General features: G+C 54.0%; 19 protein-coding genes. 5 read left to right on the plus strand and 14 right to left on the minus strand.

Translation table 11 applies throughout. From position 1 onward, the window contains the following. Positions 1–2 precede the first annotated feature (2 nt). On the plus strand, positions 3–1,142 hold the full coding sequence (locus M0644_RS06210; RefSeq protein WP_149819130.1) for an LptF/LptG family permease: 1,140 nt from the start codon (positions 3–5) through the stop codon (positions 1,140–1,142). Here the strand turns inward: M0644_RS06210 and M0644_RS06215 are convergent. The 5 genes from M0644_RS06215 to ndhO all read right to left on the minus strand — a co-directional run bounded on the left by M0644_RS06215 (position 1,139) and on the right by ndhO (position 5,983). Continuing rightward, positions 1,139–2,320 carry a M20 family metallopeptidase gene (locus M0644_RS06215; protein WP_286627068.1) on the minus strand — a complete coding sequence of 394 codons (1,182 nt, stop codon included), beginning with the start codon at positions 2,318–2,320 and terminating at the stop codon, positions 1,139–1,141. The two genes, M0644_RS06210 and M0644_RS06215, sit on opposite strands and share 4 nt — an antisense overlap. A 38-nt stretch (positions 2,321–2,358) precedes the next feature. Further along, positions 2,359–2,841: a CYTH domain-containing protein gene (locus M0644_RS06220; RefSeq protein WP_286627069.1), complete on the minus strand. Its 483-nt coding sequence runs from the start codon at positions 2,839–2,841 to the stop codon at positions 2,359–2,361. A gap of 3 nt (positions 2,842–2,844) precedes the next feature. Beyond that, positions 2,845–4,308 carry a carotenoid oxygenase family protein gene (locus tag M0644_RS06225; protein ID WP_286627070.1) on the minus strand — a complete coding sequence of 488 codons (1,464 nt, stop codon included), beginning with the start codon at positions 4,306–4,308 and terminating at the stop codon, positions 2,845–2,847. Further along, the gene (locus M0644_RS06230) at positions 4,305–5,660 is read right to left on the minus strand and encodes a folate/biopterin family MFS transporter (protein ID WP_286627071.1); all 1,356 of its coding nucleotides are present in this window, start codon (positions 5,658–5,660) and stop codon (positions 4,305–4,307) included. The genes M0644_RS06225 and M0644_RS06230 overlap by 4 nt, the downstream gene beginning before the upstream one ends. A gap of 110 nt (positions 5,661–5,770) precedes the next feature. Continuing rightward, positions 5,771–5,983 (minus strand): photosynthetic/respiratory NAD(P)H-quinone oxidoreductase subunit O, encoded by a 213-nt coding sequence (ndhO, locus tag M0644_RS06235; RefSeq protein ID WP_149819138.1) that lies wholly within the window; start codon positions 5,981–5,983, stop codon positions 5,771–5,773. Positions 5,984–6,240: 257 nt separating this feature from the next. Between ndhO and M0644_RS06240 the strand changes: the two genes are divergently transcribed. Beyond that, entirely contained in the window at positions 6,241–7,671 is a 1,431-nt protein-coding gene (locus M0644_RS06240; protein ID WP_149819140.1) for a mannose-1-phosphate guanylyltransferase/mannose-6-phosphate isomerase, read from the plus strand. Positions 7,672–7,686: 15 nt separating this feature from the next. On the opposite strand, the gene M0644_RS06245 is transcribed toward M0644_RS06240, so the two are convergent. From M0644_RS06245 to M0644_RS06280, 8 genes are all read right to left on the minus strand, one after another. Then, positions 7,687–8,136, minus strand: a complete 450-nt coding sequence (locus tag M0644_RS06245; protein WP_149819142.1) for a divergent PAP2 family protein — start codon at positions 8,134–8,136, stop codon at positions 7,687–7,689. Between the two features lie 51 nt (positions 8,137–8,187). Then, the gene (gene crtE, locus M0644_RS06250; RefSeq protein WP_149819144.1) at positions 8,188–9,111 is read right to left on the minus strand and encodes a geranylgeranyl diphosphate synthase CrtE; all 924 of its coding nucleotides are present in this window, start codon (positions 9,109–9,111) and stop codon (positions 8,188–8,190) included. Between the two features lie 10 nt (positions 9,112–9,121). After that, complete coding sequence (gene folD, locus M0644_RS06255; RefSeq protein WP_149819146.1) at positions 9,122–10,042, minus strand: bifunctional methylenetetrahydrofolate dehydrogenase/methenyltetrahydrofolate cyclohydrolase FolD; 921 nt, start codon at positions 10,040–10,042, stop codon at positions 9,122–9,124. A gap of 203 nt (positions 10,043–10,245) precedes the next feature. Beyond that, positions 10,246–10,581 carry a hypothetical protein gene (locus M0644_RS06260; protein ID WP_149819148.1) on the minus strand — a complete coding sequence of 112 codons (336 nt, stop codon included), beginning with the start codon at positions 10,579–10,581 and terminating at the stop codon, positions 10,246–10,248. After that, positions 10,578–10,775 (minus strand): DUF454 family protein, encoded by a 198-nt coding sequence (locus tag M0644_RS06265; protein ID WP_149819150.1) that lies wholly within the window; start codon positions 10,773–10,775, stop codon positions 10,578–10,580. Before M0644_RS06265 ends, M0644_RS06260 begins: the two co-directional genes overlap by 4 nt. Positions 10,776–10,852: 77 nt before the next feature. Further along, positions 10,853–11,497: a pentapeptide repeat-containing protein gene (locus M0644_RS06270; protein WP_149819152.1), complete on the minus strand. Its 645-nt coding sequence runs from the start codon at positions 11,495–11,497 to the stop codon at positions 10,853–10,855. A gap of 5 nt (positions 11,498–11,502) precedes the next feature. After that, the gene (locus tag M0644_RS06275; RefSeq protein ID WP_149819154.1) at positions 11,503–11,964 is read right to left on the minus strand and encodes a Fur family transcriptional regulator; all 462 of its coding nucleotides are present in this window, start codon (positions 11,962–11,964) and stop codon (positions 11,503–11,505) included. Positions 11,965–12,098: 134 nt separating this feature from the next. Next, positions 12,099–12,398 carry a TMEM165/GDT1 family protein gene (locus M0644_RS06280; protein ID WP_286627074.1) on the minus strand — a complete coding sequence of 100 codons (300 nt, stop codon included), beginning with the start codon at positions 12,396–12,398 and terminating at the stop codon, positions 12,099–12,101. Between the two features lie 162 nt (positions 12,399–12,560). On the opposite strand from M0644_RS06280, the gene M0644_RS06285 reads away from it, so the two are divergent. The 3 genes from M0644_RS06285 to M0644_RS06295 all read left to right on the plus strand — a co-directional run bounded on the left by M0644_RS06285 (position 12,561) and on the right by M0644_RS06295 (position 15,121). Continuing rightward, positions 12,561–13,541 (plus strand): hypothetical protein, encoded by a 981-nt coding sequence (locus tag M0644_RS06285; RefSeq protein ID WP_286627075.1) that lies wholly within the window; start codon positions 12,561–12,563, stop codon positions 13,539–13,541. After that, positions 13,538–13,864, plus strand: a complete 327-nt coding sequence (locus M0644_RS06290; protein ID WP_149819160.1) for a hypothetical protein — start codon at positions 13,538–13,540, stop codon at positions 13,862–13,864. Before M0644_RS06285 ends, M0644_RS06290 begins: the two co-directional genes overlap by 4 nt. Before the next feature lie 114 nt (positions 13,865–13,978). Beyond that, complete coding sequence (locus tag M0644_RS06295) at positions 13,979–15,121, plus strand: histidine kinase (RefSeq protein WP_149819162.1); 1,143 nt, start codon at positions 13,979–13,981, stop codon at positions 15,119–15,121. On the opposite strand, the gene M0644_RS06300 is transcribed toward M0644_RS06295, so the two are convergent. After that, positions 15,118–16,077 carry a hypothetical protein gene (locus M0644_RS06300; RefSeq protein WP_149819164.1) on the minus strand — a complete coding sequence of 320 codons (960 nt, stop codon included), beginning with the start codon at positions 16,075–16,077 and terminating at the stop codon, positions 15,118–15,120. The two genes, M0644_RS06295 and M0644_RS06300, sit on opposite strands and share 4 nt — an antisense overlap. Positions 16,078–16,166: the final 89 nt, after the last annotated feature.

A 16,166-nucleotide genomic window follows, 5' to 3' on the forward strand; every position in this document is an offset into this window, starting at 1 on the left:
AGATGCTGGCGATCGCCCGATCCCTTGAGAAGATGCCTTGGCAGCCGCGATTCTCCCTGTTGGATCGCTATATTCTGCGGGAGATGATTCGCCCCTTTGTCTTTGGTTTTGGCATTTTTACGGCGATCGCTGCCGTTATTGGTACGGTGTTCTACCTCATTCGCAATATGGTGGAGCACAACCTTGGCATCCTCAGTGCCCTTCAAGTCTTTTTTCTGCGTTTGCCCACCTTTGCGGTGCTGGGCATTCCCATGGCGATGCTCTTTGGTTCGCTCCTTGCCTATAGTCAACTGTCCCGCCGCAGTGAACTGATTGCTTGCAAAAGCTGTGGGGTGAGTCCGCTGCGTTTAGTGCGACCGGCGCTCCTAGCGGGGTTCTGTGCCTTGCTCTTCACCTTTGCCCTCAATGAACTGGTGGCTCCCCCCATGGCCTACCGCGCCATCAAGACCTTGGAAGTGGCGATTCAACGCCCCCAACCTACCTTTCAAACCCGCAATATCTTCTACCGTCGTTTTGCTGGGGGGCAGCTTCAGCAACTCTTTTTTGCCCATCGTTTTGATGGCGAGGTCATGGGTCAAGTGACGGTGTTGAACTTTGAGCAGGGGCAATTGCGAGAAATTATTACGGCGCAGGAAGCCCAGTGGCAGGGTTCGGCGTGGCTGTTTCGGCAGGGCACCTACCACCACCTGACCCGCGATCGCGACTATGATGTGGCCGAGACCTTCTCAGAACGAACATTTGCCTACCCCCGCACCCCCCTTGATTTAGCGATGGAAACGCGAGCACCAGAGTTTATGACCAGCCGCGAAATCTATCAGTACTTGCAAGTTTTGGCGGAAAGTGGCGATGCCAAACGTCTGCGGCAGTGGCGGGTGCAGTTGCAGGAAAAGCTCTCTCTCCCCTTTTTGTGTCTCAGTTTTGCTGTTGTCGGCGCTGTTTTGGGGATCAGTTCTCCCCGCCAAGGACAGGGGCGGGCCTTTGGGCTCAGTGTGGCAATTATTTTTGGCTATTATGTCAGTGCCTTTATCTTCACGGCCTTTGGTGAGGGGGGAGCCATTTCACCCCTTGTGGCCAGTTGGCTGCCAAAGGGGATAGTCAGCGCGATCGCCCTCGGCATGCTCTACCATGCCAATCGTCATTAGTAGGGAATCTGCCAATAGCGACAGGCCGCATGGGCAAGGGTCATCACACCCACGGGGATAGCCTGTTCATCGACATCAAACTCCGGGTGATGCAGGGGATAGTTGGGGCGATCGCGAAACCCTACCCCAAGGCGAAACATCGCACCGGGGGCATGCTCTAGGTAAAGGGCAAAATCCTCTGCCCCCAGGGACGGTTCCGGCAAAATATGCACATGGGGGGCACCCACCACATCAGTCGCCGCCTCCGCCAGCAGTTGCGATAGGTAGGGCGTATTTTCCACCCCCGGTACGCCCCGCCGATAGTGGAGTTTGTAACGGGCACCGTAGGCATGGCAGACATTGGCCACAATTTGCTCAATCCAGGTCGGGAGGGTGGCACGGGTTTCCGGATGGAGCGATCGCACCGTTCCCTGAAGGGTGACCTGATCGGCAATGACATTGGCAGCCCGTCCCCCTTGAATTTTGCCAAAGGTAACCACCACGGGTCGCAGGGGATTCTGCGTGCGGCTAATGGCCTGTTGCAAAGCACTGATCACTTGAGCGGCAATCCAAATCGCATCTACCGCTTCATGGGGGCGGGCACCGTGGCCCGATTCTCCCAAAATCGTTAACTCAATGTCATCGGCAGCCGCCGTCAACGCCCCGTAGCGCACCGCCACTTCCCCCGCTGGAATGGTGGGAAACACATGGAGCGACAAAATGGCACTCACCTCTTTCATAGCGCCATCGGCAATCATCCAACTCGCCCCTTGGGCAATTTCTTCCGCTGGTTGAAAAATAAACCGCACCCGTCCGGGGAACTCCTCCTTGAGGGCTGCTAACACCATTGCCGTGCCCAGACCCACCGTGGTGTGGACATCGTGACCGCAGGCGTGCATCACCCCGCTATGTTTTGAGCTAAACTCGAGTCCAGTGCGCTCTTGAATCGGCAGGGCATCCATATCGGTGCGAATGGCCAAGAGCCGCTGTTCTTTGGGATTCCCCGCCAGTTCCGCAATCACCCCCACTTTCCCCACATCCTGCTGTACCGTTAAGCCGGCGGAGGAAAGTACCCCCGCCACATAGGCAGCGGTTTGATGTTCTTGGCCACTCAATTCGGGGTAGCGGTGCAGATGGCGACGAATTTCAATGAGACGGGGGGTGAGGGTTTGGGTAATCTGGCGAATCCGAGCAAGCATAGCGCAGCCGTGGCGATATTTTTGTATCCTATCGAATCTCAGGAATTGCCGGTTGCCCACTCCTGATAGGGGTGCTCCGCTAAGTAGGCATTGGTATAGCGGGGGTCGTCGGTCACCTCAAGGCCAATCCACGGGGGTAGAGTCAGGGGATAGTTAGCACGGGGCAATTCAATTTCTGCCAAAATCAGGCCAGTACAGGCGCCAGTAAATTCATCCACTTCCCAACACAGATCACCCGCTGGAATACGATAGCGGTTTTTCTGGATGATGGGTTGTAGGCACAATTCCGCGAGGAGTTCCCTTGCATCAGCAACGGGGATAGCATACTCATACTCACGGCGTTGGCCACCGCTGGCTTTGCCCTTGATTGTGATCCATGCTTGCTCACCCGCAAGACGCACCCGCACCGTGCGCTCAGGAACTGTGGACAGGTAGCCTTGGGCAAATTGGGACACACTTGTGACCAGCGATCGCCATTCTTCGCCTGTGACAAGGAACTTGCGCTCAATTTCGATGCCCATTGCCTAGACCGCTGTGGTAAATGAACCGTGGAGACCATAGGGAATGTGGTGTTTCAAGCGCAATCGTGCCACTGGCCCGGCGCTAATGGCTGCCGCATCAAAGATGAGTAACTGCGATTTGTGGCAACTGGCATCATACACCACCTGCAAGAGCCAGCCATCCTCTTCCCCTTGGGCACCCTGCCAGAGAAAGTCACCCTTTTGCAGACCCCGCGGGACAAAAATGGGTTCACTGGCAAAGCCACGCGGTGCCGCCGACCAAAATTGTTCCTCCCCCGTCTGGCGATCGCACCGCCACAGTGCCTGGAGAGGCGCATTGGTTTTCGGATCATGCCCTGCCGCCAAATACGTGTAGCGATAGGGTTGCCCCACCTTGGCCGGATGCACTACGGGAAATTCACAGGGGCGATCGCTCACCACTTGCCAATCCACAGCCTTGGTTTTGGGGTTCAATTGAATCCGCCACAGCAGGCTTGAGGGCAGCGCTGCAAAATTCACCTCCCGAAAATCCATGCCCGGTTCGAGATTGGGAAAGTGGCTGTAGGCAATGGACTCCACATGAATTTCATCCCCAGCTTCGTAGGCATTGGCATGGTGAAAGACAAAACAGGCGGGCATCGTCAACATCTGGGGAGTCCCACCCCGACGAGGCAGCAGCCAAACCCGTGTCGGTTCCTGCGCATTGAATTGAATGCACTGGGCAGCGCCCCGCAGTCCCAGCAGATAGGGCAGTGGATTTAACTGCACTGGATTTTGAAAGACAATGGCGTAGTTGGGGGTCAGGGCAAAGTCATGGATAAAGGCAAAGCCCGGAATTTCAAAGACAGGTTGGGAGACACATTGACCACTGGCATCAAACTCATAGAGGGTAATACGAGTCCGCAGGCCGGGCTTGACACCAAAATTCACGAGCCGCTGCGTCTGAGGATCAAAGCGGGGATGCGCTGCAAAGGCATCCCTCTCCTTGAGGAGACCCCCTAGGTTGTCGAGGCCAATGGTTTCTAGGGTCACAGGGTCAAGGCAGTAGGGCAGACCGGCTTCCCAGAGCGCCAGTAATTTGCCCCCCCAATAGATCACATGGGTATTGGCAATGTTTTTGACCCGAATATCGAGGAAATTGGCCAGCCAGCCCCCCGGTTTTTGGGTGCCAAAGACACCGCGATAGAGAAGGCGATTGGCCTTTTCCTCCTCTAAGAACCCAGCGGTACGCACGTAGCGATTGCGAAAATGCACCCGTCCCTTCTCAAAGCGAAAAGCACAGATCATGCCGTCGCCATCAAAGGGATGGGCTAAGGGCACTCCCCCGCGCTCCAACCGTCCAGGGCCATTGCGGTAGAGCGTTCCCACCAAATCCGTGGGCACCGTACCTTCGACATCCTCAATCCAATAGTCATATTCTTGGGTGAGAGATTCGGTCCCCCCCCGCCAATCCGCCATCGTGTAGGGGCGATCTAAAACTCCAGTCATGAGACACTTGGCTCCAACTCAACAGTGACAGAGGATTGAGAGGCGGGCGCCGGCACCTGCTGCGGCAACCAGTTCAACAGGGGTAGGGGCAATAGCGTACTCAGGTTGGTAATGAGCACCAGCAACCAGAGGCGATCGAAGTTATGCTCGGTAATCCCCAGCCAGTGGGTCAGCAGTGCCCCCAACTCATGGGAGACCAGATTGGCAAGGTTGCTAATGGACATCAGCAGCGCAAAGAGGGTGGCCTCAATCCCCGGCGGACACAGCCGTGCCGCCAACACGAGTACCGGCATAAAGGCAATCTGCCCCATAACTGCCAAAATGAGGCTATCCCCCAAGCTAAACCACTGGTCACTAATGCCCCATTGGCGATTGAGGTGGGTGACCAAAATCAAGCTAGAGAGTCCCAAAAGGGCTGAGAGAATCGTGCTCCAGAAAAAAATGGTACGAATGGGCAGCGTTTTCAAGTAGCGCTGGAAAATCCACACCCCCAAGAGGGAGGCGATGCTAGTGACAAGGCGCACCCGTCCCAAAAACTCCGCCTCAAAGCCCAATTCATTCGTTGTGAAGAAAAAGAAGGCTGATTCCGAGCCGGGGGTGGCTTGCCAGAGGAAGAGAAACGCCACCGGCAACCAAATCCGTTTTTGCATCATGGCTTGGCGCACACGGTTGATGTGCTCCCAAGTCTGACGCAGTTGAGGCCGAGCCGTAACCCGTGCTTCGGCGATCGCCCACGCAACCCCCGACATCAAGAGCGGAAACGCCGCTGTAATTTGAAACACTGTACGCGGACTAAACCACTGCAACAGTTGGCCACTAAAGTAAGCGGTGAGGATGCCCCCCACGGCAGTCGCTGCCCAGCTTAGGGATTGCAGCGTTCCCATTTCAGTCGCCGATTCTTGGCGTGCCCGTTCAACCACCAGTGAATCGACAATCACATCACTGAGGGCGATGGCGATCGAGGCTGCGAGAATCGCTGCCGTTGCCTGCCAAGGGGTAGCCACCCACGTCCCCAAGCTCAACCACGCCCCACAGCCCAGCAAGCCCGACAGGACAAGATAGGAACGGCGACGAAATCCCAAAAGCGGCACACTATCAGAAATGAGGCCAAATACCGGCTTAATGACCCAAGGCAGCGCAGCCACACCCATCAATGCCGCCACTTCCGCCGGCGACAGACCCAACTCATCCTTAAAGAAAAAGCTAATGGCCAGCCGTGCTAAGCCCAACACCCCTTGGACAAAATACACCAGCAAAATGGCTAAGAGTTCGCCACTGGGTTCTTGCCCAAAAAGGAGCGTCTCCTTGAGCCACTGAAACCAGCGTTGAGGTTGCGAAGGTTGAACTAACATTACTAAATGTTAAGCAATAGCATTGCCTCCATCATATCCAGACACGCTGAAAATTGCTAACACGGGTACTCTTCACTGGCTCCTAGGCTAGCAGGAGACCCTAATTGGGGTTATTTGGCGATCTCCAGTTGATCGAGGCGCAGCCAAACTGTAGGGGTGGGCACTGGAAATTTAATCTGCGCATAGTCACCGCGAATCTCCACCACCTCGCCTCGTCCCTCAAAGAGATAGGGGGGATAGCGATGATCACTGGCCAAGGCCTCAACACTGTTGGCCAATTTTTCAGCAACGACCTTTACCAAATCTCCCTTTTTAATCGCCATAGGAAACCCTAACGCTGATCAGCCCACATTCTATCCCAAGGAGAATCGCCAAGGGCTTTAAGTCTGTTGATGAATCCAATTGCCAAACCTTAACCAAGGGGAAACGCCACCTCAGTCCTTCACTGCCATTCATCGGGCACTGCCAAAACAGTAGCCCCTAGAAAATGAGCAACAAAAAGAACAGGGGTCTGAACCAAGACGAAGTTCTTTGGCGATAGACTACGCTTAAGCGTCGCATTACGTGAGGGGAACCTTGCATGGACTGTATTCCAGTGATTCTATCGGGGGGAGCCGGAAGTCGCCTTTGGCCATTATCGCGCCAAGCCCATCCCAAGCAGTTTATGCGCTTAACTGCCGAAGGGCAGAGTCTGCTACAACAAACGTGGCAACGCTTGCAGGGTTTACCCCAAGTGCAACCGCCAGTGGTGGTGGCCAATGACGCCCATCGCTTCCTTGTAGCGGAACAATTTCAAGAGCTAGGGGTGACACCAACGCGGATTTTGCTCGAACCCTTGGGGCGCAATACGGCTCCTGCGATTACCCTTGCTGCGCTCTACGTCACAGAAGTCCTCGCCACCGATGCCATTCTTTTGGTGCTACCAGCGGATCATTTAATTCAGGATGTTGCCGCCTTTCAGCAGGGGCTACAACGGGCACTTGCACCCGCCACCAAGGACTGGTTGGTAACGTTTGGCATTACGCCCACCTCTCCCCATACAGGCTACGGCTACATTCGGCGGGGGGAAGCCCTCAGTGAGGCCCACACCTATCGGGTGGCAGAGTTTGTCGAAAAACCCGATTTGGCAACGGCAGAGGCTTATCTAGCGGATGGCCATTACCTTTGGAATAGCGGTATGTTTCTCTTCCGCGCCCAGAGCTTCTTAGCAGAATTGGCACAGCAGCAGCCAGACATTTTGCACCATTGTCGTTTGGCACTGCGGGAGGGACAGGAGGATTTGGACTTTATCCGCTTGGCCACAGCACCCTTGAGTCAGTGTCCCAGTTTATCGGTGGACTATGGGGTGATGGAAAAGACGCAAAAAGCAGCGGTAGTGCCCCTAGAGTGTGGCTGGAGTGATGTGGGATCTTGGTCAAGTCTCTGGGAGGTGACACCCAAGGATGAATTTGGCAACAGTTGCCGTGGCGATGTTCTCACCTATGGCAGCAAAGATTGCTTTGTCCATAGTCAAAACCGCTTGGTTGCTCTACTGGGGGTGGAAAACCTCATTGTTGTAGAAACCGCTGATGCTGTTCTCATTGCCCATCAGGAGGCGGCACAGCAGGTGAAACAAGTGGTGGAGCAACTGCAAGCCCAAAAGCGCAGTGAGGCTTACAATCATCGCGTAGTCTATCGCCCTTGGGGACATTACGATTCCATTGACACGGGTCATCGCTTTCAAGTGAAGCGGATTACGGTCAAGCCGGGGGCGAGTCTTTCGCTGCAACAGCACCATCACCGCGCAGAACATTGGATTGTTGTCAGTGGTACAGCGGAAGTTACCTGCAATGGCAAAACGTTTCTGCTGACGGAGAATGAGTCCACCTATATCCCTGTGGGCGCTGTGCACCGCTTGGCCAATCCGGGGAAAATTCCCCTTGAAATGATCGAGGTGCAGTCGGGAGCCTACCTTGGCGAAGATGATATTGTTCGCTTTGAGGATCGCTATGGTCGCGAGACAGGGCAATAACCGCTGGGCAAACCCTTAGACCGCCAGCCAAGCGATCGCCACCCCAAGGGCGGAACCAACGATGACTTGAATGGGGGTGTGCCCCAATAACTCCTTGAGGCGGGCTTCTGCCAATTCGTGCCCATCTTGGAAAAATTCATCGACAATTTGATTGAGAATGCGGGCTTGTTTACCGGCTGCTTGGCGCACCCCGGCCGCATCGTACATGACAATGCAGGCAAAGACAACGGCGATCGCAAACTCAATGCTATCCCAGCCCCGCTGCAGCCCTACCCCAGTCGCCAGAGCAGTAACTAGGGCGGAATGGGAACTGGGCATGCCCCCCGTTTCCACTAGAACGCGGAAATTGAGCTTGCGGTGTTTGGCAATGTCAATCAGTAACTTGAGCATTTGGGCGATCGCGCTGGCGGCGAAAGCGACCCAGAGGACATGGTTAGCCAGTAGCTCACGAAGACCGTCCATCATGGTTACGGACAAGGACAAACTCTGCGCCCATCCTAACCCACTTCGGGATCGTTAATGACTGCGGCTGGTAATGTAGTCGGCGATCGCCTGCAAAGGAACGGCGGCTGCCCCATACACAGCCAACTCTGCCTTCGCCTCTGCCACCAAGCGTTCAGCCTCTTGGCGAGATTTTTCCAGACCCCACAGGCGCGGGTACGTCATTTTTTGGGCGGCCACATCTTTACCAACGGTTTTACCGAGGACATCGCGGGTCGAAGTAATATCCAAAATGTCATCCACAATCTGGAACGCCAAGCCAATATTTGCCGCATAGCGCGACAGGCGAGCCACATCAGATTCATTCGCCCCCGTCAGTAATGCCCCAGAAACCACAGAGGCCTCCAGTAATGCCCCCGTTTTGTGGGAGTGGATAAAGTGCAGCGTTTCTAGACCAATGTTCGGCTGCCCTTCACACTCCAAGTCCACCACTTGACCGCCCACCAATCCCGTTGCTGCCACCGCATGCCCCAACCGCGCCACAATTTTCAGCAGATACTCTGCGGGCACGTTTTTCGTTTGTTCCACCACATATTCAAAGGCATAGGCCAGTAAGCCATCCCCCGCCAGAATGGCAATATCTTCGCCATAGACTTTGTGATTTGTGGGCTTGCCGCGACGGTAGTCATCATTGTCCATAGCCGGCAGATCATCGTGGATCAGCGACATCGTGTGGATCATCTCTAGGGCACAGGCGGTGGGCATGGCCATTTCCACGGTGCCCCCCATCAGTTCACAGGTGGCCAAGCAAAGAATCGGGCGCAGCCGTTTGCCCCCTGCCATCAGTGAATAGCGCATCGCATCGTAAATTTTCTCTGGGTAGGCAACGGGGATCGATGCTTCGAGGGCTGCTTCCACAAGGGCTTGGCGTTCTTTGAGGTAGGCCTTGAGATCAAATGTGCCGGCGGGATGGACTTGGGGGGGATCAGCGGAAATCATGAACAACTCCTCAGCGTGCGGGCGGCATAGAGGTCAACGAGAGCAGGGGCTTGTGCCAGTTGTGACGGCGACAATAGCTCCATACAGTATTGTGCAACAACATGGCAACGGTCATCGGACCGACGCCCCCCGGAACAGGGGTAATATAACTGGCCACAGCACAGGCAGCCTCATAGTCCACATCGCCCCAGAGACTCGATTTACCGTCGGGGCGTTGAATGCGATTAATCCCGACATCAATGACCACTGCCCCCGGCCGAATCATGTCGGCAGTAATCCGCCGCGGCTGTCCCATTGCTGTGACTAAAATCTCAGCACTACGGGTGACACTGGCAAGATCACGGGTGCGCGAGTGGGCGATCGTCACCGTTGCATTGGCAGTGAGTAACATCAAGGCCAAGGGCTTGCCGACCAAAATACTGCGACCCACGACCACTGCCGAGCGACCTGCAACATCAATGCCATAGGCGGCCAAAAGCTGCATCACTCCAGCAGGCGTACAACTGCGCAGTCCCGGTTCATCGCGCACGAGCCGACCGAGATTTTCGGGATGCAGGCCATCCACATCTTTATCCGGATGAATCGCGTATAGCAGGGGACGGGGATCAAGGTGGGGCGGTAGGGGCAATTGCAGCAGAATGCCATCCACCCATTCGTCCTGATTTAGCTCAGTAATTCTGGCCAATAAATCCGCTTCTGTAATGGTGGCCGGTAAATGGGCACCAAAGGATTGAATCCCGACGCGGCCACAGGCTTGTTCTTTGGCACGGACATACACGGCACTGGCGGGATCATCGCCAACCCGCAACACCGCCAAGCCGGGCGATCGCCCCCACTGGGCTTGAAACGTCCGCACATGATCAGCCAACTGGCGTTCAATGGACTGGGCTAAGGATTTGCCATCAAGGCAGGCAGCGGAGTTTGCAACCAAAGGACACCTTAAAATTGATCAATCACAAAAGTCTAGGGTTGAGTTGCCGAATGCGTTTCCATCGGTTGGCAACAACATCGAACTAGTTTACCTCAAACAGGGAGCACCAAGGCTAGCATTGATCAAGTTCTCTCTGCTAGGCCACCGCAGATAGGGAATTACGCCAGAAGAGTTAACAAATTGTGCCAAAGGCTTAAGAATCGCTAGGGGCGATCGCCCGAAGGGGAGGTTCGCTCCACTTGAATTTTGGCAATGGCAGGGGTGGTACACAGGTAGGTCAGCACATCCTCCGCACTCATCAGGCGCTTAAGCACCACTTGGCCAATGGTTGAGGCAGGGTCAGGATGGCTGGGCTTCACTTCTACCATGAGAACCATCTCCTCCACTTGGTACAGCCAAAGCTTTTCCTCCCCCTCTAGGATGTAGAGGCAGGTACGGGTGATCACGGGCGATCGCCGCCACGCTTGCTCATTCCAGAGGCCTTGGGGTTCCCACACGCGGCCAATCTGCCACCCCTCAGTGAGGAAAAAGTATTTCATGCCACAGGCGGCGATTCATTCCCTTGGGCACTGGCGGTCTCCTCAGGTTCCATAGAATTAAAACAAGCTGCCGCTATCAGCAAAAAAGGCGTTCCTGGCACTAGGGGTAAAATGAAGCCGACAACCCCAATAATCCCAAAAATTACACCAAGAACCATACGTGCTGTATTACGGATGCTTTTAGTCACAGGCATTCCTTTCGAGTTGCAATAGGCGAGGATGATTCACCTCTAACGTAGCCTGAACCTTGCCTTTTCACAAGTTGCTGGTGCTAAGCTTTATCGAGAATCGCATCCCGCAGATCCATGCCGTCCATTTCTGCTTTGTAGAGGTTTGCCCCCTTAAAGTTAGCACGGCGGGCATTGGCCTTCGACATCTTGGCCGCAATGAGAACCGCATATTCAAAGTTGGCCTCAATGAGACTGGCACTTTCGAGAATCGCTTCTTGCAAAATTGCGCTCTTGAGATCGGCCAAGTGCAGGTTGGCTTGAAAGAGATTGGCACGGGTGAGGTTGGCATAGGCAAGGGTCGCTTCCACTAGGCTCACTCGCCGCAGTAGCGTGCCCACCAAGTTGGCTTGGCGCAGATCGGCCATGGCAATATTTGACTTGTAGAGATCAGCACCCGCTAAGGTAGCCCGCTGTAAACAGGCCCCCTGCAAATCCGCCTCAATCAGGTCACTCATGTAGAGGTTTGCTCCAGCCATGTAGGCATCCTTGAGCAAAGCGTTGCGCAGATCAGCCCCCGCTAAATTTGCCTGATCGAGATTGGCATTGGTGAGGTTGTACAGCTCCAAATTGGCGCCAGTGAGATCGGCTTGTCCCAGATCAGGGCGAATATCACTGTTTTGCTCCCGCCATTGATTCCAAGCGGTAACCCCCTGCTTGAGAAGCTGAAGATGTTGGGGATTGGCCACGATAGTTATCCTTGGGTGCTCGCCTCAGCGTTTTGATAACCATAAAAGTCAATGCGATAGTCAACGATTTTCACGCCAGTTTTTGCTTCAATCTCAGCAATGAGAGAGGGGGGTAGCTCAACGTGAACGTCAATAATTTTCTGGCTATCGAGACAATTGACATGGCTGTGGCTATCACTGATATTGCCGTAAAGGCGCCCATCGGCACGCTCAACGCACTCAATAATGCCATGCTCGGAAAGGGCTTCGAGATTCTGATATACAGAGGTATGGCCGATGTCTTTGCCGGCTTGATTCAGGCGATCGTAGATCTGCCGTGCGGAGAGGTGATCCTTGGCATCCCAGAGCAGTTCGAGAATGGCACGCCGCTGCCGACTGAGGCGCAATCCTAGGCGCTGACAGCGATCAATCGCATCCTCAAGGGAACGAATGGGGGGTAGGGGACTGGGAGCAGGAGACGTGAACACGGCGCTATCCTAAAAAATAAAACTCAAACAGCAGATTTTGCTTAGCTAAGTAGCCTATCGCAGTTAAATTGCAGTTTTAGGGTTATCCATTTGCTAACCTGTAGTCACTATGATAATCAATCCTTTGGTTATAATCAAATTCGCTCCTTGTCAAGGCTGTCAGCCGCTGTTTGAGACAGCAAATAAAACCCCAGAAAGGCAAACATCATGGCAGCGATCGCCTTGACCACCTTCACGGGGATCAATGTGGCAATCCCACTGCCCAAAAGCACACCGAAAAACGTTGTACACACCAAGCCAGAGGCCACGCCTAGAAAGACAGCGGTAGCGGAGCGGGCATTACTCCCTAAAGTAATCGCCACCAGTTGACTCTTGTCCCCCAGTTCTGACAAGAAAACAATCGCAAAACTCACGGCAAAGGATTGCCAGTCCATCCAATTTCTCCAAAGATGTTGCTGCTATAGGGCAGATTAACGGTATGAGCAGTTGCGGTCAACGATCGCTAGTGGCGCAGGGTGGCAGGATCAGCTTAAAACAAGTTACAATTCTTAACATCAATTCTGCTTATAGCCCTGTTCTAAATGGCGGAGGTGCTCATGTTGAATACCACTACTGACGGATCGAGCGCGATCGCACCGGACACCACCTCCTTGAGCAGTCTGGCACAGGCTTGGGCAAAGCGCTATATTACCAACCTCAACACCACCGCCCTTGCGGAGGATGATCCAGCGGTGGTTGCCCCTCGGCTCTTGGCCGAATTGCGGAATGCCAGTGTCAAGGCTTGGCAGCGCACCGAAGGCTTCTTGGCCGCAGAGATGATTCGCCATGGCATCCCAGCGGAACTGGTGGATCCTTGGAGCATCTCCAAAGACATCCATGACATTTATCAGCGCACCCTCAAACTCTACGAAGCCGGCAAGGGCACCCAGCAAATGACCGCCAAGCTGGCTAGTGCCATCAGTGAGATTCGCCGCCGCTATACTGCCGTCGATCCGCGGGTGATTGGCTTTGTCAGTATGCAGTTTCACCACACGGGGGTATTACTGCTAGAAGTGGCACCAACGAGCCAACGTCCGATCCTCAGTAGCTTCTTCAAAGTCATTGATGATCACCTCTACATGCCCTTGCACCGTGCCTATAACGCAGCAGCCAACTACGACTACAATGATCCGGCCTTGGCTTTAGTGCGCCATCTGTTGCCCCAGAGCACGGCGATCGCCACCGCTATTTGTGATCGTGTTGCCGAACTCAACCCCCAGCACCGCTGTTTTAGTGGCCCTTTGACCCAAGCCAGTGTGCGTGTTTCCAGTATTCGCGATGTCGAGATGTTCCAAATCTACCTCTGGGTATGTCTTTTGGAGCAAAGCCTTGGGGCGCTGCAACGGGAACTCTTTCCCCTGTGTTTGATGCTTTATCCTTCGCTGAATGTGACATGGGAGCTAGTGTTTCAAATGGTGCACCTTTTGGGTAAGGAAATACAAACCCGTGCCGCTGGCTATGATACAAGTGTTTTTACCCCCTACTATCTATCTCTCCGAGAAATGTTTGATCCCAAGATTTTTCAAGGACTCCTATGATTCCCAATTTGCAGCAGGTTTCTCTCTCCCCCATTGCCATTGCGGGGTCTGGTCTGTGGGCGATCGCCCTGTACTGGGGCTTTTATCCCACGGGGCAAGCCTTAATACAGCGTTTAGTGACGTGGCTAGGGGGTGAAGCAAACCAAAGTGCCGAATTCTGGGCAGGGATGGTGGGGCTAGTTCCCTTTATTCTGGTGGGGACGGGTTGCTTTATCCTCTGTAGTTTGGGCTTGGGGCAAAGTTGGGCCTTGAGTTTAGGCCTGATGGCAACGATCGGTGGGGCAATCTACGAACTTGGCCGGCGGGATGGCCAGCAATCTTAAGTTGGGTTGCGAGGGAGAATCCGCTAACATTTAGTTAATCTTTTGATTGCTCTCTAGTGTTTCCTGTCTAGGAAGCGCCATTCATTGCCCTTGAGAATACTCACCGGTGATTCAATGAAAGCGTCTGCGGATGCCAGTTCTACTCAAGAAACGACACCGCCGCTCAGTTTGCTCCTGTTTGTTGCCAATCGTCCGGGCGATGAAGAGGAAACCGCTGCTATTCAAGCCCACATTCAGCAACTGCCCTCGAACTTTGGCTTTGAGTTAAAAGTGGTGCCCATAGGTGAGCAGCCCTATCTCCTAGAGGAGTACAAGCTGGTTGCCACGCCTGCCTTGATTAAAGTCCGCCCTGAACCGCGTCAAACCCTTGCTGGTCGCAAGCTACTGCAAAAGGTGGACTATTGGTGGCCGCGCTGGCAGCGGGAAGTGGCTCTTGGCCTACAGGCAGATATGCAAAAGTCGGCAGCGGAGCAGTCCGATTGCTCCATGGAACTCAGCCGCCTCAAGGATGAGCTGTTTCAACTGCGTCAAGAGCGCGATCGCCTTGCCGAACAACTGCAATTCAAAGATCGGATTATTGGCTTGCTGGCCCATGAGTTGCGTAACCCCCTCACTGCTGTTGGCATTGCCCTTGAAACCCTCGAGGCCAACCTTCAGGAAGAGAGCACTCAGCAACTCCATATTGAGGACATCCAACGCCTGTTTCACCATGCCCGCAGTCAAACCCAGATGATGGGACAACTGATTACGGATTTACTCTTAGCGGCGCGCGGGCCCCAAGACAAACTGCAAATTATGGCACGGCAACTGGATCTGCGACAACTGTGCCAAGAAACGGTTGAGGATGTGCGCCTCAATTTTGAACGTAAAAAGCAGCACTTTACCACCGACATTCCCTTGGATTTACCCTTGGTCTATGGCGATGGCGATCGCATTCGTCAGGTCCTTGTCAACCTGCTGGACAATGCCTGTAAATACACTCCTGCAGGGGGCAAAATTCACCTCAGTGCCTTTCACCGCATGACTCAAAAAGTACAAGTTACCGTCTGTGACACTGGCCCCGGTATTCCCATTGAGCAGCAGGAAAAAATTTTTGGCGAGACGGTTCGCCTCGATCGCGATCGCACCATTGAAGGCTATGGCATTGGCCTTGCCCTTTGCCGCCAAATTATTCGTATGCACTACGGCCAGATTTGGGTGGACTCCCAACCGGGAAAAGGCAGTTGCTTTCACTTCACACTGCCCGTTTATAGCTAGCGCTGCCCTTCCTTGACCATGCGGGCGATCGTTTCAGCACGCAGATAGGGATCAGGCCCGAAGGGCAAAATTTCGTAGAACTCGTTATCTGGCAAGCGCATCAGTTGTAGGGATTCCTGCTCGCGATAGATCACATAGACTCCCGGTGGCCATGTTTTGGCACTGCGCACTGGCACAGGAATGTCACGGCGCTCTTCGCCAACGCAGGCAAGGCGTACCACCTGTGTATTGGGACGATAGACCACCTTATCTTCACGGGTGCGCCGAAATAAAAAGCGATCCAAAACCTTGGGTAGAATCTCTGTTTCTGTGCCCCCCAATTGCAAATTCAAATCCAGTAATTTGTCTTCAAGGGTGAGTTCAATGATGTGGGGTTCAGGGACGAGGGGTTGGGAGTGAATCTCAGTGGTCTCTTGGGGTGGTTCGGCGGTAGGTTTCACCTTCTGGACAATTTGGCTGATGTATTCCAGATCCACTGTCGTGATTTTCTTAAAGGTGACAAACCAAGAGAGCAAACTAATGGCTATCCCCGGTTCCAATGTCGTAATCAAGGTTGCTAGATCCAAGTCATCAAGGCGAATGGCCTTAAGAGCAGCATCGGTTTGACCCAAGACAATGGCTTGATCCCCTGCACTTAAGTGCTTGAGACTGCCGTAGAGCAATCCCAAATCAATGGTTTCTTGACAGCCCTGGGTGGAAATGCGATAGGTGATGTCGTAGAGCCAATCCAGTGTCACCAAGTCATGGTTGAGCATCCAGAGGGCAAAGTTAAAGGCCGTTTGGGGAAAGGCAGCTTGGGCAATGCTTTTGACAATGACTTGGGCGCGATCGCGCTGGAGCAAGGTAAGTAAGGCTGCTTGCTTGTCTGCCTTGATTGTCAGTTCATGGTAGCCAAGGAGCGCTTGGAACAATTCCTGATCACTGGGCAGTAATCGAATGGCTGCTGGAGGAGTCATAAGCTTTAGTGTCGCAGATTCGTGTGACCCATTGCCCCTCACCCCATGATGAACGATCCAAAAGGCAACCCTAGCCCTTAATTCCACTA

Origin of the sequence: Thermosynechococcus sp. B1, assembly GCF_030322985.1 — a bacterium.
Lineage (GTDB): Bacteria > Cyanobacteriota > Cyanobacteriia > Thermosynechococcales > Thermosynechococcaceae > Thermosynechococcus.

Excerpts from the sequence above, each read along its gene's own strand:
- M0644_RS06215 (WP_286627068.1), bottom strand. The coding sequence starts at position 2,320 with ATGCTTGCTCGGATTCGCCAGATTACCCAAACCCTCACCCCCCGTCTC.
- M0644_RS06300 (WP_149819164.1), bottom strand. The coding sequence starts at position 16,077 with ATGACTCCTCCAGCAGCCATTCGATTACTGCCCAGTGATCAGGAATTG.
- M0644_RS06285 (WP_286627075.1), top strand. The coding sequence starts at position 12,561 with ATGTTGAATACCACTACTGACGGATCGAGCGCGATCGCACCGGACACC.
- M0644_RS06280 (WP_286627074.1), bottom strand. The coding sequence starts at position 12,398 with ATGGACTGGCAATCCTTTGCCGTGAGTTTTGCGATTGTTTTCTTGTCA.
- M0644_RS06290 (WP_149819160.1), top strand. The coding sequence starts at position 13,538 with ATGATTCCCAATTTGCAGCAGGTTTCTCTCTCCCCCATTGCCATTGCG.
- M0644_RS06260 (WP_149819148.1), bottom strand. The coding sequence starts at position 10,581 with ATGAAATACTTTTTCCTCACTGAGGGGTGGCAGATTGGCCGCGTGTGG.
- M0644_RS06210 (WP_149819130.1), top strand. The coding sequence starts at position 3 with ATGCTGGCGATCGCCCGATCCCTTGAGAAGATGCCTTGGCAGCCGCGA.
- M0644_RS06245 (WP_149819142.1), bottom strand. The coding sequence starts at position 8,136 with ATGATGGACGGTCTTCGTGAGCTACTGGCTAACCATGTCCTCTGGGTC.
- M0644_RS06220 (WP_286627069.1), bottom strand. The coding sequence starts at position 2,841 with ATGGGCATCGAAATTGAGCGCAAGTTCCTTGTCACAGGCGAAGAATGG.
- M0644_RS06240 (WP_149819140.1), top strand. The coding sequence starts at position 6,241 with ATGGACTGTATTCCAGTGATTCTATCGGGGGGAGCCGGAAGTCGCCTT.
- ndhO (WP_149819138.1), bottom strand. The coding sequence starts at position 5,983 with ATGGCGATTAAAAAGGGAGATTTGGTAAAGGTCGTTGCTGAAAAATTG.
- M0644_RS06230 (WP_286627071.1), bottom strand. The coding sequence starts at position 5,660 with ATGTTAGTTCAACCTTCGCAACCTCAACGCTGGTTTCAGTGGCTCAAG.
- M0644_RS06225 (WP_286627070.1), bottom strand. The coding sequence starts at position 4,308 with ATGACTGGAGTTTTAGATCGCCCCTACACGATGGCGGATTGGCGGGGG.
- crtE (WP_149819144.1), bottom strand. The coding sequence starts at position 9,111 with ATGATTTCCGCTGATCCCCCCCAAGTCCATCCCGCCGGCACATTTGAT.
- M0644_RS06265 (WP_149819150.1), bottom strand. The coding sequence starts at position 10,775 with ATGCCTGTGACTAAAAGCATCCGTAATACAGCACGTATGGTTCTTGGT.
- M0644_RS06295 (WP_149819162.1), top strand. The coding sequence starts at position 13,979 with ATGAAAGCGTCTGCGGATGCCAGTTCTACTCAAGAAACGACACCGCCG.